The sequence below is a fragment of the Pseudomonas sp. BP6 genome (assembly GCF_017875935.1).
GTDB classification, from domain to species: Bacteria; Pseudomonadota; Gammaproteobacteria; order Pseudomonadales; family Pseudomonadaceae; genus Aquipseudomonas; species Aquipseudomonas putida_Y.
This window is the reverse complement of the sequence record NZ_JAGINI010000001.1, coordinates 4,734,482-4,750,501: the sequence shown is the minus strand read 5'-3', so window position 1 is coordinate 4,750,501 and position 16,020 is coordinate 4,734,482. Positions and strand designations below refer to the sequence as shown.

Here is a 16,020-nt window from a genome sequence, read left to right as displayed (position 1 = left end):
CATGTTCACCGGCATCATCGAATCCATCGGCACCATCCGCAGCCTGACCCCCAAGGGTGGTGACGTGCGCGTCTACGTAGAAACCGGCAAGCTCGACTTGGGGGACGTCAAACTCGGCGACAGCATCGCCGTCAACGGTGTATGCCTTACGGCCGTAGAGCTGCCGGGCGACGGCTTCTGGGCCGATGTCAGCGTCGAAACCCTCAAGCGCACCGCCTTCATCGACCTCAAGAGCGGCAGCAAGGTCAACCTGGAGAAAGCCCTGACGCCCACCACCCGCCTGGGCGGGCACCTGGTCAGCGGCCACGTCGACGGGGTCGGCGAAATCATTTCGCGCAGCGATAACGCTCGCGCCATCCAGTTTCGCGTGCGTGCACCGAAGGAACTGGCCAAGTACATCGCCCACAAGGGTTCGATCACCGTCGACGGTACCAGTCTGACGGTGAATGAGGTCAATGGCGCCGAGTTCGAGCTGACCATTGTCCCGCACACTCTGTCCGAAACCATCATGGCCGATTACCGTACAGGGCGTCGGGTAAACCTTGAGGTCGACCTGCTGGCCCGTTACCTGGAGCGCTTGCTACTGGGTGACAAGGCCGCCGAACCGAGCAAGGGCAGTGGCATTACCGAAAGCTTCCTGGCCGCCAATGGCTTCTTGAAATCCTGATTGAGAAGGGGGTGCCGCGTGGCGCTCAACAGCATCGAAGAACTGGTCGAAGACATCCGCCAGGGCAAAATGGTCATCTTGATGGATGACGAAGACCGTGAGAACGAAGGCGACATCATCATGGCAGCCGAATGCTGCCAGCCCGAGCACATCAACTTCATGGCCAAGCACGCCCGTGGCCTGATCTGCATGCCGATGACCCGCGAGCGTTGCGAAACGCTGAAGCTGCCGTTGATGGCACCGCGCAACGGCTCGGGCTTCGGCACCAAGTTCACCGTGTCGATCGAAGCCGCCGAAGGCGTCACCACCGGTATTTCCGCCGCTGACCGCGCACGCACTGTGCAGGCTGCCGCAGCCAAGGACGCCAAGGCCGAAGACATCGTCAGCCCTGGTCACATCTTCCCGCTGATGGCCCAGCCAGGCGGTACGCTGGCGCGTGCCGGCCACACCGAAGCCGCCTGTGACCTGGCGCGCATGGCCGGTTTCGAGCCAAGCGGCGTGATCTGCGAAGTGATGAACGACGACGGCACCATGTCGCGCCGCGCCGAACTGGAAGTGTTCGCCGCCGAGCACGGCCTGAAGATCGGCACCATCGCCGACCTGATCCACTACCGCATGATCCACGAACGCACCGTGCAGCGTGTTTCCGAGCAATCGGTGGAGAGCGAGCTGGGTGAGTTCAACCTGGTCACCTACCGTGACGCGGTCGAAGGCGACGTGCACATGGCCTTGACCCTGGGCAAGATCTGCGCCGAAGAGCCGACCTTGGTACGGGTACACAATATGGACCCACTGCGTGACCTGCTGCTGGTCAAGCAGCCAGGCCGCTGGAGCCTGCGCGCGGCCATGGCCGCCGTGGCCGAGGCCGGCAGCGGTGTGGTCTTGCTGCTGGGCCACCCACTGGACGGCGACGTGCTGCTGGCGCACATCCGCGAAAGTGCGGGCGATGCGCCGACCAAGGCCCCGACCACCTACAGCACTGTGGGTGCCGGTTCGCAGATCCTGCGCGACCTCGGCGTGCGCAAGATGCGCCTGATGAGTTCGCCGATGAAGTTCAACGCGATATCCGGATTCGATCTGGAAGTTGTAGAATACGTGCCCTCCGAGTGACTTGAGGCGGCATTGACGCCCTCTGCTCGAGTCCAGACCCCTGCCGAGGCCGCTTGTATGCGGCCTCGCTCTTGAAGATGAGAATATCGGAATGACCCTGAAGACCATCGAAGGTACCTTCATCGCCCCCAAAGGTCGCTATGCTTTGGTGGTTGGCCGCTTCAACAGCTTCGTTGTCGAAAGCCTGGTAAGCGGTGCCGTTGACGCCTTGGTACGCCATGGTGTCAGCGAAAGCGACATCACCATCATCCGTGCCCCGGGTGCATTCGAGATCCCGCTGGTGGCACAGAAGGTCGCCCAGCAAGGCGCCTACGACGCGATCATCGCCCTGGGCGCCGTGATCCGTGGCGGTACCCCGCATTTCGAATACGTGGCGGGCGAATGCACCAAGGGCCTGGCCCAGGTGTCCATGGAGTTCGGTGTTCCGGTGGCGTTCGGCGTACTGACCGTCGACTCCATCGAGCAAGCCATCGAGCGTTCTGGCACCAAAGCCGGCAACAAAGGTGCTGAAGCTGCCCTGTCCGCACTGGAAATGGTCAGCCTGCTGGCGCAGTTGGAGGCCAAGTGATTAGCGACGAAAGCGATCGTTTCAACCCGCGCGATCCAAAACCTGCGGATGCCGGCAAGCCCTCGAAGAGCGCCAAGCGCCGCGAAGCCCGCAAGCTCGCGACCCAGGCCCTCTACCAGTGGCACATGGCCCAGCATTCGCTGAACGAGATCGAAGCGCAGTTCCGGGTGGACAACGATTTCACCGATGTCGACGGTGCCTATTTCCGCGAGATCCTGCATGGGGTCCCGGCAATCAAGGGCGAAATCGACAAGGCGCTGGTGCCTTGCATGACCATCGCACTGGAAGAGCTCGACCCGGTTGAGTTGGCCGTGCTGCGCCTGTCCACCTGGGAACTGATCAAGCGCGTCGACGTGCCGTACCGCGTCGTGATCAACGAAGGTGTGGAGCTGGCCAAGGTCTTCGGTGCCACTGACGGCCACAAGTTCGTCAACGGCGTACTGGACAAGCTCGCCCCGGCGCTGCGTGAAGCAGAAGTCAAGGCGAACAAGCGCTGATCCTGGCGCTGCCTGGCCATGGGTGAGTTCGAGCTGATCAACCATTACTTCGCCGCTGCGCCTTGTGCGCAGGGCGGCGATGGCGTGGCGCTGGGAATCGGCGACGACTGCGCCCTGCTGGACCTTCCCCCCGGTGAGCAACTGGCGGTGTCGACCGACACCCTGGTCGCCGGGGTGCATTTTCCTGCTGTTTGCGATCCGTTGCTGCTTGGCCAGCGTTCGTTGGCCGTGGCGGCCAGTGACCTGGCAGCCATGGGTGCGACTGCAATCGGTTTTACCCTCGCACTGACCCTGCCTGACGTTGGCCCTGACTGGCTGGCGGCCTATGCCGACGGCCTTGGGCGCATGGCCCACCGTTGCCGCATGAGCCTGATCGGTGGTGACACCACGCGCGGCCCGTTGAGCATCACCGTGACCGTGTTCGGCCGCGTACCGGCTGGCCAGGCCTTGCGCCGCAGCGGTGCAAGGCCGGGTGACCTGCTGTGTGTCGGTGGTTCACTGGGCAAGGCCGCCGGTGCATTGCCGCTGGTGCTGGGTGAGCGCGAGGCGCCTGCCGCGCAGGCCGAGCCGCTGCTGGCCCATTACTGGTCACCGATGCCGCAGCTCACCCTCGGTGCCCTGCTGCGTGGCCGGGCCACGGCGGCGCTGGACATCTCCGACGGGCTGCTCGCCGACTGTGGGCATATTGCCAAGGCATCCGGAGTCGCGTTGGAGGTGAACCTGGCGCAAGTGCCAGTGTCTCCTGCTCTGGAGGCTTTCCTCGGCCGGGAAGCAGCGGTGAAGGCGGCGCTTACCGGTGGCGACGATTACGTACTGGCGTTCACTTTGCCACCCGAGGCGCTGGCGCCTCTGGCAGCCTTCGATTTTATCGAAGTGCATACCGTCGGCCGTGTGCTCGAAGGGCAAGGCGTGACCTTGCGCGACGCGCAGGGCCAGGACATCACCCCCGTTCAGCGGGGCTATCAACACTTCAGGGAGATACCGTGACCGATCACCCCAATCAGGTGCCTGCGGAGTTCGTTCCGCCTTCGGTCTGGCGCAACCCGTGGCACTTCATCGCTTTTGGCTTCGGTTCTGGCACCTTGCCCAAGGCGCCGGGTACCTGGGGCTCGCTGGTGGCCATACCGTTCATCCCGCTGTGGCAGATGCTGCCCGACTGGGGTTACTGGCTGTTGCTCGGTGTGAGCATGCTGTTTGGCTTCTGGTTGTGCGGCAAAGTTGCCAATGACTTGCGCGTACACGACCATGAAGGCATTGTCTGGGACGAGATTGTCGGCATGTGGATCACCCTCTGGCTGGTGCCGGAGGGCTGGCAGTGGCTGTTGGCAGGGTTCCTGCTGTTCCGCTTCTTCGACATCCTCAAGCCGTGGCCGATTCGCTGGATCGACCGCCATGTGCACGGGGGCGTCGGCATCATGCTCGACGATATCCTGGCCGGCGTGTTTGCCTGGCTGGGCATGCAGGTTCTGGTGTGGGCGGTTGCCTGAAACAGGGAGTGCGTGAATGGCCATAAGGACTGTACTGCTGGCAATGCTGCTGAGTGTTGCCCCGTGGGTGGCGGCTGCCGAGAGCATGCCGAAACAGATCCATCTGGTTAGCGAGGAGTGGCTCGACTACACCAACGCCGACGGTACCGGGGTGGCCTGGGATGTGCTGCGCAAAGTGTTCGAGCCGGCCGGAGTCGAGGTGGTCACCCAGAGCGCGCCCTACAGCCGGGCGGTTGGCCTGGTCAGGCGCGGCGAGGCTGATGCCTGGGTTGGCTCGTACAAGGAAGAAAACGACGACAATCTGTACCCGCGCTGGCACTTCGACATGGACCATATCTATGCCTTGGGGCTGGCCAGCAAGCCTGCGCCTACGCTGGAGACCATCGGCAAGTACCGGTTGGCCTGGGTGCGTGGCTATGATTACGGCAGCTACTTGCCCAATGTGCACGAGTTCCGCGAAATCCAGCGTCGCGAGGGCATTTTGCCGATGCTCGAGCATGACCGGGTGGACTACTACATCGACGCACTGACCGAGGTGGACTACGTGCTCGGGCAAGCCCCCCAGCCCGAGCGCTTTCGGCGTACCCATGTGGCCGAGTTGCCGTTGTACCTGGCCTTTGCCCGTAACGACCAGGCCAGGGCCCTGCGCGATCTGTTCGACAAGCGCATGAAAGAGCTGGTACGTAGCGGCGAACTGAAGCCGATTTTCGAGCACTGGAAACAGCCCTATCCGTTCAACGCGGACAGTCGCCCGCACTGAGGCCGAATACATTGAGGTAGATCGCGGTTCTCTGTGGCAGCGGGCTTGTGATTGAGCGGTGGCTTTCAATAAGTATCGAACTTTTCGATCTTAACCCACCGTATACAGCCAGCCCACATCCCCCAACCTGCTGATACAATCGGCCCACGAGAAAATTCCTACTTATTCCAGGAGCACAACGTGCCCGTCGTCTTTGTTGCCGCCTCTAAACTCCCGACGCCCTTCGCGACCTTCACCATGCATGGCTTCCTCGACGAAGCTACAGGCCGTGAGCATGTGGTGCTCAGCCTGGGTGATATCGCGGACGGCCAGCCGGTACTGGGGCGCCTGCATTCCGAGTGCCTGACCGGCGATGCACTGTTCAGCCAGCGCTGCGACTGCGGCTCGCAGCTTGAAGCCGCGCTGCAGGCCATCGCCCGCGAAGGCCGTGGGGTGCTGTTGTACCTGCGTCAGGAAGGCCGTGGCATCGGCCTGCTGAACAAGATACGCGCCTACGAGCTGCAAGATGGCGGCGCCGACACCGTCGAAGCCAACGAGCGCCTGGGCTTCGCTGCCGACCAGCGTGACTACGCCATATGCCTGCCGATGCTCGAGCACCTGGGCGTCAAGTCGCTGCGCCTGATGACCAACAATCCGCGCAAGGTCAAAGCCCTGACCGACATGAACATCGTGGTTGCCGAGCGTGTGCCGCTGCACACCGGGCATAACCCGCACAACCGCTACTACCTGGCGACCAAGGCCGGCAAGTTGGGCCACATGCTGGGCAACGAACACCAGGGCGAGGTGCCCCAGGCGTGACCCGCGCCGAGGTCAAGCGGCGCCTGGCGCTGGCCTGGTGGCAGTACCTGGCGGTGGGCCTGGTACCGTTGCCAGTCATGGCTTGGGCCTTTGGGGGAGGCGATGCGCTGCCTCCGGTGTTGGCCATGCCGCTATTCATCGCCGGTGCGGCCACCATGTTTCTCAGCCTGCCGCGCTTCGGCGCCTATAAGCGCGCACTTATTGCCACCTCCAAAGTGCTCGGTACGGGTGAAGAGCCCACTGCCTGGATCGAACTGGCGCGGGTACGGCGCGTGGCCATGCTGTATGCCTGCTTCCCGGCTTGGGTCGCCGCACTGTCGGTGCTGGTCGGCCTGGAGGCAGTGCCGCAGATCCTGCTCGCATTGTCGACGGTTGTAGTGCTGTACCTCTATCGCATTCCGCGCCAGCTGGGCTGATGCGACTGCTACCTGGCCTGCTGGCGTTGTTCGCCTGCACCGTACAGGCTGCCGAACCGCTGCGTGTCGTCAGCCTGGCCCCCTCGATGAGCGAGATCATGCTTGAGCTGCAGGCCGACGACCTGCTGGTGGGCGTGCTGGATGGCGGCGACCGGCCGGCTGCGCTGCGCCACTTGCCTTCGGTCGGGCGCCAGGGGCAACTGGACATGGAGCGCCTGCTCAGCCTGCGCCCCGATCTGTTGCTGCTGTGGCCAGGCAGTGTGCCACCGGCCCAGCGTGACCAACTCAAGCGCCTGGGTATCGCCACCTTCAGCGCCGAACCCCATGACATCGACCAGTTGATTGAGCAGATCGAGGCCATTGCCGGGCGTATCGGGCGGGCCGAGCAGGGCCATTCGTACGCGCGAGCCCTGCGTGAGCGGCTGCAGCAGCTGCGCCAACAGTATCGGCGTGACGAGCCCTTGCAGGTGTTTTATCAAGTCTGGGATCGGCCGCTGTACACGCTCGGTGGCCGCCAGGTGGTGACCGACGCCTTGGCCGTGTGCGGGGCGCGCAATGTGTTCGCTGACCTTGCCCAGCCCGCGCCGCAAGTGAATGTGGAGTCCGTGCTGCTGCGTAATCCGCAGGTCATCCTGGCAGCCGATGAGGCGCAACTGGCCAGCTGGAAGGCCTGGCCGCAGATTCGGGCGGTTGCTGATGGGCGCCTGCTGGTGGTGCCGGACAAAGGGCTGGAGCGTCCCAGCGGGCAGATGATCGAAGCCACCGCCCGCTTGTGTGCGTTGCTGGACGCTAAAGCGCCGGCGTCCAGGTGACGCTGAAGAGCACAGTGCGGCCTTCTTCGCGGTAAGGGTGATACGTGCCCTCGTAGCTGTAAAGGGCGCGGCTGTAGTTGCGGTCCAGCAGGTTATCCAGTTTGGCTTCGAGTTCCAGTTCATCGCTAGCCGCCCAACTGCCGCGCAAACCAAGCAGGCCATAGCCACCGATGCGGTTACGGTTGGCCTCATCGTCATAACTGCTGCTGACCGCCTGCCAGCTGGCACCCACGCTGAAACGCCCGAACTCACGGTCAAGGTCCAGGCTCAAGGAGCGGCGGGCTCGGCGGGCGAGGGTATGGCCGGTCTCGCGGTCGCGTGGGTCGATCAGCGCCAGGCCAAGCTGGCTGTGCCAGGCGCCCCATTGCTGCGCTAGCGCCATTTCCACCCCATTGATTCGTGCCGAGGCGACGTTACGGGGTATCGAGTCCTGGCCAAAGATGATCGCGTCGCGCAGATCGGTGCGGTACAGCGAAGTCTCCAGCCGACTCTCTGTACTCAGCTGGCTGCGCCATTGCAGCTCGTAGCTTCTGGAGTGCTCTGGGTCCAGGTTCGGGTTGCTGAACTGTGGGTAATACAGGTCGTTGAACGTCGGAGCGCGGAAGCCTTCGCTGTATGACAGCAGCACATCGTTGTTCGCGTTCAGCGGTACGGTCAGGCTGCCGCTCCAGGTGGTCTGGCCACCAAACTGTTGGTTGCGGTCATGGCGCACGCCCAGCTCAGTGGAAAACGGCTCACCCTGGTAGCGGTGCTGGGCGAACACGGCACGGTTCCAGCGGCTGTCCTCAGTGAAGTCGGTACTGCCATGCACGCGGTCTTCGTACCAGTCGCCACCGATCAGTACGGTGTTCCGTTCGCCGATGGACAGGTCGTTCTGCCAGGTAGCCTGATCGCGGTAGGTGTTGAACACGAAGCGCTCAGCGCTGAGCTTGTCGCGTTTGTCGTCCCGGTTCTCGCTATGTGCCAGTTCAAGGCGTGAATGCCAGGTTTCGGTGAACTGAACGTCAAAGTAGCTGCCCAGGCTGCTGACGCTGAAGTCGGTGTAGGGTTGTTGACCGAAGCTTTCGAAGGTGACCGGGTCGAAGCCACCGAACGGGTTGTCGTACTCGCGGCGACCACGGCTGTCGAGCAGGTTCAGGCCGGCCTCGAAACGCTCACCGAAGGTGTGGCTCAGGCTCAGGTTCAACGCCTTGTTGCGGTAAGCGTCGTGGTCACCATCGCTGGCGAAGGATGGCCCGGTCGAGTCGATACCGGCAGTTTCATCCAGGCTGGCGCCAAGGTTGAAGCGAGTCGTGTCGTTGCCGCCAGAAAGCCCCAGGCTGCGTTGGAATGTCTTGTTGCTGCCGGCGGCCATGCGCAGGCGTGGCTGCAGGCCTGGGCCATTGCTGCGGCGGGTGAAGATCTGAATAACCCCGCCAATGGCATCGCTGCCGTACACCGCCGAGCGCGAGCCACGCAGCACTTCAACCCGCTCGATCTGATCGATGTCCAGAAACTGCAGGCCGCTGTCGCCCGAAGTGGCATTGGCGATGCGTACGCCATCGACCAGCACCAGGCTTTGCGCCGCCTTGGTGCCACGGATAAAGATGCCCGGCAGGCTGCCACGGCCACCGGTAGGTGCCACTTGCACGCCCGGTACGCGGGAGAGCAGGTCAGTGACGCTGGTGGGTTGCAGGCGGTCGATGTCGGAGCGGGTGAAAACCGTGTTGGCGGCACTGGTGGCGGTTCGCGATTCGACCTGACGGCTGGCGCTGATCAGCACGTCGGGGAGCTTGAGGGCGTCGTCGCGCTCAGCGGCCAGAAGGAATGTAGGGGCACAGAGAATCGTGGTACAGGCAAATTTTTTCATGGGCAGTTCCAAAGAGTTTTCACAGCACTGTGCTGTCCCCGTAGGAGCGGGTTCACCCGCGAAAGGGCCGGTCCTGCAGGCCAATTTCCACCAGCCGTTCACCGTTGCCGCCGCTACCGTATTCGCGGGTAAACCCGCTCCTACAGTGGGCACACATCGGTAATCGGGCGCAGGCCGTCGTAGGAGCGGGTTCACCCGCGAAAGGGCCGGGCCTGCTGGCCAATTTTCACCAGCCGTTCACCGTTGCCGCCGCTACCGTATTCGCGGGTAAACCCGCTCCTACAGTGGGCACACATCGGTGATCGGGCGCAGCCCGTCGTAGGAGCGGGTTCACCCGCGAAAGGGCCGGTCCTGCAGGCCAATTTCCACCAGCCGTTCACCGTTGCCGCCGCTACCGTAGTTCGCGGGTAAACCCGCTCCTACAGTGGGCACACATCGGTGATCGGGCGCAGCCCGTCGTAGGAGCGGGTTCACCCGCGAAAGGGCCGGTCCTGCAGGCCAATTTCCACCAGCCGTTCACCGTTGCCGCCGCTACCGTATTCGCGGGTAAACCCGCTCCTACAGTGGGCACACATCGGTAATCGGGCGCAGGCCGTCGTAGGAGCGGGTTCACCCGCGAAAGGGCCGGTCCTGCAGGCCAATTTGCACCAGCCGTTCACCGTTGCCGCCGCTACCGTATTCGCGGGTAAACCCGCTCCTACAGTGGGCACACATCGGTGATCGGGCGCAGCCCGTCGTAGGAGCGGGTTCACCCGCGAAAGGGCCGGGCCTGCTGGCCAATTTGCACCAGCCGTTCACCGTTGCCGCCGCTACCGTATTCGCGGGTAAACCCGCTCCTACAGTGTGCACACATCGGTAATCGGGCGCAGCCCGTCGTAGGAGCGGGTTCACCCGCGAAAGGGCCGGTCCTGCAGGCCAATTTCCACCAGCCGTTCACCGTTGCCGCCGCTACCGTATTCGCGGGTAAACCCGCTCCTACAGTGGGCACACATCGGTAATCGGGCGCAGGCCGTCGTAGGAGCGGGTTCACCCGCGAAAGGGCCGGTCCTGCAGGCCAATTTGCACCAGCCGTTCACCGTTGCCGCCGCTACCGTATTCGCGGGTAAACCCGCTCCTACAGTGGGCACACATCGGTGATCGGGCGCAGCCCGTCGTAGGAGCGGGTTCACCCGCGAAAGGGCCGGGCCTGCTGGCCAATTTGCACCAGCCGTTCACCGTTGCCGCCGCTACCGTATTCGCGGGTAAACCCGCTCCTACAGTGTGCACACATCGGTAATCGGGCGCAGCCCGTCGTAGGAGCGGGTTCACCCGCGAAAGGGCCGGTCCTGCAGGCCAATTTCCACCAGCCGTTCACCGTTGCCGCCGCTACCGTATTCGCGGGTAAACCCGCTCCTACAGTGGGCACACATCGGTAATCGGGCGCAGGCCGTCGTAGGAGCGGGTTCACCCGCGAAAGGGCCCTAGAGCCCGAGCCTGGCCATGCGGGCCTTCACCGAGGCCTCGATCCCGGCCGCATCCAGCCCGCACTCAGCCAGCATTTGCGCAGGCTTGGCATGCTCGACATAGATATCCGGCAGCCCCAGGTGCAGAAGCGGCTTGAGCACTGCCTGGCTGGCAAGGAACTCACCCACCGCAGCGCCCGCGCCACCCATGATGGCGTTCTCTTCGATGGTTACCAGCAGCTCATGGCTGCCTGCCAGCTCCAGCACCAGCGCCTCGTCCAGCGGCTTGACGAAGCGCATGTCGACCACCGTGGCGTTGATCTGTTCGGCCACTTGCATGGCCTGGGCCAGTTGTACGCCAAACACCAGCAGGGCCACTTTCTCACCCTGGCGGCGGACCACACCCTTGCCGATCTCCAGTGGTTGCAGGTCACCGCTGATCGGCGCATTCGGGCCGGTACCACGCGGGTACCGTACAGCTGCCGGGCCGTTGTACAGGTGGCCGGTGCTGAGCATCTTGCGCAGCTCGTTCTCGTCGCTGGGGGTCATCACCAGCATGCCCGGGATGCAGCGCAGGTACGACAGATCGTAGCTGCCGGCGTGGGTCGGGCCATCCTCGCCGACCAGGCCGGCACGGTCGATGGCGAACAGCACGTCGAGGTTCTGCACCGCCACGTCGTGGATCAGCTGGTCGTAGGCACGCTGCAGGAAGGTGGAGTAAATCGCCACCACCGGCTTGCTGCCCTCGCAGGCCATGCCGGCCGCCAAGGTCACGGCATGCTGCTCTGCGATCGCAACGTCGAAGTAGCGCTCAGGGTAGCGTTCGCTGAAGTCGACCAGGTCCGAGCCTTCCTTCATCGCTGGGGTAATGCCCACCAGGCGGTTGTCGGCAGCAGCCATGTCGCACAGCCACTGGCCGAACACCGCGGAATATTTCGGGCCGCTGGCTTTCTTCGGCGCGGCGGGCTTGTCGGCCGGCTCCAGCTTGGTGATGGCGTGGTAGCCGATCGGGTCAATCTCGGCAGGGGCGAAGCCTTTGCCCTTCTTGGTCACCACATGCAGGAACTGCGGGCCTTTCAGATCACGCATGTTGCGCAGGGTGGCGATCATGGTGGGCAGGTCGTGGCCGTCGATCGGGCCGATGTAGTTCCAGCCCAGCTCTTCGAACAGCGTGCCTGGCACCAGCATGCCCTTGGCGTATTCCTCGGTGCGACGGGCGATTTCCCAGGCGCCTGGCAGTCGCGACAGCACTTTCTTGCTGCCTTCGCGCATGCTCGCGTAGGTGCGGCTGGAGAGGATCTTGGCCAGGTAGTTGGACAGGCCGCCGACGTTGCGCGAAATCGACATGTCGTTATCGTTGAGGATCACCAGCATGTCGGCATTGACTTCCTGGGCGTGGTTCAACGCCTCGAAGGCCATGCCGGCGGTCAGCGCGCCATCACCAATCACCGCGATCGACTTGCGTGCGCTGTTCTGCAGACGGGCAGCAATGGCCATGCCCAGCGCGGCGCTTATCGAGGTGCTGGAGTGGCCAACGCCAAAGGTGTCGTACTCGCTTTCGCTACGGCGTGGGAAGGCCGCGATGCCGTCCTTCTGGCGCAGGCTGAGCATGCGGTTACGGCGCCCGGTGAGGATCTTGTGCGGGTAGGCCTGGTGCCCCACGTCCCACACCAGCCGGTCGTCCGGGGTGTCGAACACGTAGTGCAGGGCGATGGTCAGCTCGATCACGCCCAGGCCGGCACCAAAATGCCCACCGGTCTGCCCGACGGTGTAGAGCAGTTCCTGGCGCAGTTCGTCGGCCAGCGTTTCCAGGTCGGCTTCGGCCAACCGGCGCAGGCCGGCAGGCGTGTCAGCGCGGTCGAGCAACGGCGTGACCGGGCGTTCGCGGGGGATCTCTTGAAACGTCGTGGGCATCAGGCGAGTCGTTATTGGTGTGTGAAGACGCGGCAGTTTACCCCATTGTGGGAAAAGTGCCCATTCGACCACAGGTTACGCGGCCCCCTGTAGGAGCGGGTTTACCCGCGAATGCGTCGGCAAATTCAAGATCGCATTCGCGGGTAAACCCGATCCTACGGGGATAGGTGAAGCTGTTTAGTTACGGCGTTCGACGATGTAACGCGCCAAAGCCCGCAGCGGTTCGGCCGTTTCGCCGAACCCTTGCAGTGCGGTCAGCGCCTGGTCGCGCAGTTCGATTGCATAGGCTTTGGCGGCTTCCAGGCCCAGCAGGGCCGGGTAGGTCGGTTTGTCACGCGCTATGTCTGCACCTTGGCGTTTGCCCAAGGTAGCAGTGTCGCTTTCCACGTCGAGGATGTCGTCCTGCACCTGGAATGCCAGGCCAATGGCCTGTGCGTATGTCTGCAGGGCATCCAGCTGCGCCTGTCCGGCGCGGGCACTGGCCAGGGCGCCGAGGCGTACGCTGGCTTCGATCAGCGCGCCGGTCTTGTGCCGGTGCATGAACTCCAGCGCCTGCTGGTCCAGCTTCTGGCCCACCGAACCGAGATCGATGGCCTGGCCGCCAACCATGCCGGCCGGGCCGGCAGCTTTGGCCAGTACCTGAACCATGGCCAGGCGAATGCTGTCGATCTGCGGGCTCAGGCAAGGGTCGAGCAGGGCACTGAAAGCCAGGCTCTGCAAACCGTCGCCAGCAAGGATGGCGCACGCTTCGTCAAACGCCTTGTGGGTGGTCGGCTGGCCGCGACGCAGGTCGTCGTCGTCCATGGCCGGGAGGTCGTCATGCACCAGCGAGTAAGCATGAATCAGCTCGACCGCGCAGGCTGCACCGTTGGCCTGCTCGGCGGGGGCGCCCAAGGCTTCGCAGGCCGCGTAGGCCAGCAACGGGCGCACGCGTTTGCCGCCGTTCATCACGCTGTAGCGCATGGCGGCGTAAAGGCGTTCCAGCTCTTTGCTCGGGGCGATGAACAGCGGTTCGAGGGCTGCGTCGACGCGCGCCTGGCAACTGGCCTGGTAGGTGCCAATCATGCTTCCGGCTCCGCGTCGAAGGGCTGGGCAGCCAGTTCACCGTCGCGCTCCAGCAGAATTTGCACCTTCTGTTCGGCCTGGGCCAGGGCTCCCTGGCAGTCACGGGTCAGGGCGATGCCTTGTTCAAAGGCGGCCAGCGACTCTTCCAGCGACAACTCGCCGTTCTCCAGGCGCTCGACCAGTGCTTGCAGGTCTGCGAGGGATTGCTCGAAATCGAGGGAGGCTTTTTTGCGGGCCATGGCGACTGTCTCGGTGGCATTCAGAACGGCGCGACACTAGCAGAGCGGGGCGGGGGGAGCAAACTTGTGTGGAGCAGGCCTCTGGGGCGAACCTCGATACTGTATGAAACAAACAAGGCGATCGCGCGCAGGCACAGATGTTACTGGCCCGAAAAAATGTAGGAGCGAGCTTGCTCGCGATGCGCCGCGTGGGCGGCGCTCGATTTCAGCGCCGCCATCTACCTCAAGTCAGGCGCAGGAAACCATCAAGCCGTAGCAGCTTCCCGTTCCACCATCGCCTCACGGTACTGCGCCAGTTCCTCGATGGTCAGCACCGGCAAATTGTACTGCCGTGCATATACCGCCACCTGCTCACCACGGGCCATGCTGCCATCGGGGTTCATCAGTTCGCACAAGACCGCAGCCGGGCGCAGGCCGGCCAGGCGCGCCAGGTCCACCGAACCTTCGGTATGTCCACGGCGGGTCAGCACCCCGCCATTGCGGGCGCGCAGCGGAAAAACATGCCCCGGGCTGACGATATGGCGCTGTTCGGCGCTGGAGCGCAATGCTGCGTCAATGGTGGTGATGCGATCCTGGGCGCTAACCCCGGTGGTGATACCTTCGGCCGCTTCGATGGTCACGGTGAAACCGGTGCCGTGCCGGGCCTGATTATTCTGCACCATGGGCGCCAGTTGCAGTTCGTCGACGGTGGCTTCGTCCAGGCACAGACAGACGATGCCGCTGCAATCGCGAATCATCATGGCCATGGTCTGCAGCGAAATGTTCTCGGCGGCAGCAATGATGTCCGCTTCGTCCTCGCGGTCGTCATCGTCGAGCAACAGTACAGGGCGCCCGGCCTTGAAGGCGGTGATGGCGGCGGAAACATTGGGGAATTGCGCGTGGTGCTGGGTGAACATGAAACGCTCCTCGTGAATGATCGATGAACGTCTCGGGGCGAACAAAATGCGCGCGCAAGGGCGCCCGGATGGCCCCTGCATGACGCCTTCTTTCATCCGGACTATGACCGTCGGCTCTGGAGTTGCACCAGATCTGCTGACCCCCGACATGGTCGGGGCGCTCGCGGGCTCATCTTTCGATTTACCGCCGGTGGGGACTTGCACCCCGCCCTGAAGACCGCCCAAGCATACAGCACAGTGCCACCCCAGTGGCAACCCGCGGTTCTACGACCTTCGATGAGGCTTGCAGCGGTAACCATCTACTCCTTTTTCACCTGCCGCAACGCTTACCTTCGTGACGGTCACATTGGCAAACCAAGGAAACGACCCGTCATGTCCTCTCTCTATCCTTTTACCGATACCGATCTCCATCTCGCATTCAGAAAGGTCGTCGACACATTGTTCGACAAGAAGCGCGACTATGTCGACGGCGTGCTCAAGCCCAAAATGCTCATCATTGCCGGTGCACAAGGCTCGGGTAAGACGTACTTGCTGGAAAACACGCTGCTGAAGAGCGGGCGGTACGACAATTACGTTCGCCTTTACGAAACCCATTTTCGTGAACTGCACCCTCACTATCGGGCCATGGAAGACAAAGGTGTGCTGTATGTCTACGAGCATACCGAGTCGTTCATCTGGCGCCTGGGGGCATTGATTTGCACGTATGCGATGGAAAACAAATACAACATCATCATGGAGACCGCGCTCGACAGCCCTCATTTCGCTGATTTTCCACCTGATGCCGCTCGGCAGGGCTATCAGAGCGAGGTCCATCTGATTGCGTGCCAGAAAGAGTTCAGCCACTGGTCGACCCTGGACCGTGTGGTCAACAGCGTTGGCAATCATGAGATCGAGCGTGTGGTCAGCCTGACGCAGATCGAAGAGGCGCAAATCAATGGCAGGTCCATCATCGATGCTTTCGAAAACGCCTGTATCGAGGTACCGGGTTCCGAAATCGTGATCTATCGACGTGGCCTGGAGACGGATAAGAATAGCCTTCCGGTCTGTCACAGCACCTGCCCGGAAAAAGGACTTCTCGTGCCCCAGCAGACCTACCAGGGCAGAGCATTCTTCCGCGGGGCAGACCTGAAGATCGACTTCAAGGTCCAACGCAGCCCCCAAGCCGATTTCCCCTGTTCTTATATTCAGTATGCGCAGGTGGTGCATGCCGGCCTGCTGGGTTCGGAACACCGTCGGGCGATGGCCGAGCTCAATTGTAAAACCCTCGGCCAGGCTCAGAAGCTGATGTCGCAACTGCCTGTCGATGTCTACCGCGAGCTGTGCCTGTACGTACTCAAGTACGCGCAACCTTGAGTCGACCAGGGGCAGGGCTGATCACTGGCCAGGCATGCCCTTGATCACCCGCGCCTGTCGGACAATCGCCCATCCCGCTACCACAGTGACGGGGTGGGCATTTCCGTTGTCCTTTTGTCTGCTACCCCTAAATCCATTCTTCAGCAT

At 63.1% G+C, this 16,020-nt stretch carries 16 protein-coding genes and 1 riboswitch; of the genes, 11 read left to right on the top strand and 5 right to left on the bottom strand.

The window, feature by feature from the left end:
* Position 1: 1 nt before the first annotated feature.
* The 10 genes from J3A98_RS21525 (at position 2) to J3A98_RS21480 (ending at position 7,115) form a co-directional block, all read left to right on the top strand.
* Entirely contained in the window at positions 2–667 is a 666-nt protein-coding gene (locus J3A98_RS21525; RefSeq protein WP_209968243.1) for a riboflavin synthase, read from the top strand.
* An 18-nt stretch (positions 668–685) separates the two neighbouring features.
* Positions 686–1,777: a bifunctional 3,4-dihydroxy-2-butanone-4-phosphate synthase/GTP cyclohydrolase II gene (ribBA, locus tag J3A98_RS21520; protein WP_209968241.1), complete on the top strand. Its 1,092-nt coding sequence runs from the start codon at positions 686–688 to the stop codon at positions 1,775–1,777.
* 91 nt (positions 1,778–1,868) lie between these two features.
* The gene (gene ribE / locus J3A98_RS21515; RefSeq protein WP_003255395.1) at positions 1,869–2,345 is read left to right on the top strand and encodes a 6,7-dimethyl-8-ribityllumazine synthase; all 477 of its coding nucleotides are present in this window, start codon (positions 1,869–1,871) and stop codon (positions 2,343–2,345) included.
* On the top strand, positions 2,342–2,842 hold the full coding sequence (nusB, locus tag J3A98_RS21510; protein WP_003255393.1) for a transcription antitermination factor NusB: 501 nt from the start codon (positions 2,342–2,344) through the stop codon (positions 2,840–2,842). Before ribE ends, nusB begins: the two co-directional genes overlap by 4 nt.
* Positions 2,843–2,860: 18 nt before the next feature.
* Complete coding sequence (gene thiL / locus J3A98_RS21505) at positions 2,861–3,829, top strand: thiamine-phosphate kinase (RefSeq protein ID WP_209968238.1); 969 nt, start codon at positions 2,861–2,863, stop codon at positions 3,827–3,829.
* A complete protein-coding gene (locus J3A98_RS21500; RefSeq protein ID WP_028697792.1) occupies positions 3,826–4,329 on the top strand; it encodes a phosphatidylglycerophosphatase A in 504 nt (167 codons plus the stop codon). Before thiL ends, J3A98_RS21500 begins: the two co-directional genes overlap by 4 nt.
* Before the next feature lie 16 nt (positions 4,330–4,345).
* A complete protein-coding gene (locus J3A98_RS21495) occupies positions 4,346–5,089 on the top strand; it encodes a transporter substrate-binding domain-containing protein (protein ID WP_176684356.1) in 744 nt (247 codons plus the stop codon).
* Positions 5,090–5,269: 180 nt separating this feature from the next.
* On the top strand, positions 5,270–5,887 hold the full coding sequence (gene ribA, locus J3A98_RS21490; protein ID WP_003255389.1) for a GTP cyclohydrolase II: 618 nt from the start codon (positions 5,270–5,272) through the stop codon (positions 5,885–5,887).
* Positions 5,884–6,303, top strand: a complete 420-nt coding sequence (locus tag J3A98_RS21485) for an MFS transporter (RefSeq protein ID WP_176684357.1) — start codon at positions 5,884–5,886, stop codon at positions 6,301–6,303. The genes ribA and J3A98_RS21485 overlap by 4 nt, the downstream gene beginning before the upstream one ends.
* Positions 6,303–7,115 (top strand): cobalamin-binding protein, encoded by an 813-nt coding sequence (locus J3A98_RS21480; protein ID WP_176684358.1) that lies wholly within the window; start codon positions 6,303–6,305, stop codon positions 7,113–7,115. Before J3A98_RS21485 ends, J3A98_RS21480 begins: the two co-directional genes overlap by 1 nt.
* On the opposite strand, the gene J3A98_RS21475 is transcribed toward J3A98_RS21480, so the two are convergent.
* From J3A98_RS21475 to ribB, 5 genes are all read right to left on the bottom strand, one after another.
* The gene (locus J3A98_RS21475; RefSeq protein WP_209968236.1) at positions 7,093–8,964 is read right to left on the bottom strand and encodes a TonB-dependent receptor; all 1,872 of its coding nucleotides are present in this window, start codon (positions 8,962–8,964) and stop codon (positions 7,093–7,095) included. The two genes, J3A98_RS21480 and J3A98_RS21475, sit on opposite strands and share 23 nt — an antisense overlap.
* A 1,460-nt stretch (positions 8,965–10,424) precedes the next feature.
* Positions 10,425–12,320: a 1-deoxy-D-xylulose-5-phosphate synthase gene (dxs, locus tag J3A98_RS21470; RefSeq protein ID WP_209968234.1), complete on the bottom strand. Its 1,896-nt coding sequence runs from the start codon at positions 12,318–12,320 to the stop codon at positions 10,425–10,427.
* Between the two features lie 177 nt (positions 12,321–12,497).
* The gene (gene ispA / locus J3A98_RS21465) at positions 12,498–13,385 is read right to left on the bottom strand and encodes a (2E,6E)-farnesyl diphosphate synthase (protein WP_209968232.1); all 888 of its coding nucleotides are present in this window, start codon (positions 13,383–13,385) and stop codon (positions 12,498–12,500) included.
* Positions 13,382–13,624, bottom strand: a complete 243-nt coding sequence (locus J3A98_RS21460) for an exodeoxyribonuclease VII small subunit (RefSeq protein ID WP_003255380.1) — start codon at positions 13,622–13,624, stop codon at positions 13,382–13,384. Before J3A98_RS21460 ends, ispA begins: the two co-directional genes overlap by 4 nt.
* Before the next feature lie 245 nt (positions 13,625–13,869).
* Complete coding sequence (ribB, locus tag J3A98_RS21455) at positions 13,870–14,520, bottom strand: 3,4-dihydroxy-2-butanone-4-phosphate synthase (protein ID WP_209968230.1); 651 nt, start codon at positions 14,518–14,520, stop codon at positions 13,870–13,872.
* Between the two features lie 80 nt (positions 14,521–14,600).
* Positions 14,601–14,742, bottom strand: a riboswitch (FMN riboswitch).
* A gap of 150 nt (positions 14,743–14,892) precedes the next feature.
* Here ribB and J3A98_RS21450 point away from each other — a divergent pair.
* Positions 14,893–15,873, top strand: coding sequence for a zeta toxin family protein (locus tag J3A98_RS21450; protein WP_209968228.1), 981 nt, complete (start codon positions 14,893–14,895; stop codon positions 15,871–15,873).
* The last annotated feature ends 147 nt before the right edge of the window (positions 15,874–16,020 follow it).